Raw genomic sequence first — 255 nt, 5'->3', positions numbered from 1 at the left:
ATCACCGCCTCGGCGCCCGACGAGAAGGCCGAGCTGTTCGAACCGGCGGGCGACAAGATCTATCGTCACCCGACGTTCTACACGCTGCCCGACGAAGTCAACCACATGTAAGCGCGCCATGACCACTCTGTCCATCACGCCCGAACATCTGCAGTACGTGCTGCGCCTCGCCGATACCGCGCTGATCCTCGGTCAGCGCAACAGCGAGTGGTGCGGCCACGGCCCGATCCTCGAAGAGGACATCGCGCTGTCGAA

Annotated in this window: 1 protein-coding gene and 1 pseudogene; both read left to right on the top strand. The window is 63.5% G+C overall.

Going from position 1 to position 255, the window contains the following annotated elements:
• Positions 1–111, top strand: a pseudogene (locus tag AB3X94_RS42285) (1,2-phenylacetyl-CoA epoxidase subunit B); the annotation flags it as partial.
• Between the two features lie 16 nt (positions 112–127).
• The coding region (locus tag AB3X94_RS42280; RefSeq protein ID WP_368614474.1) for a Phenylacetic acid catabolic protein at positions 128–255 on the top strand (128 nt) is incomplete at its 3' end.

Origin of the sequence: Paraburkholderia sp. BR10923, from assembly GCF_040948765.1 — a bacterium.
Lineage (GTDB): Bacteria > Pseudomonadota > Gammaproteobacteria > Burkholderiales > Burkholderiaceae > Paraburkholderia > Paraburkholderia youngii.
Note: the sequence above shows the minus strand (reverse complement) of the source record. Positions and strands in the feature narration are given on the sequence as shown.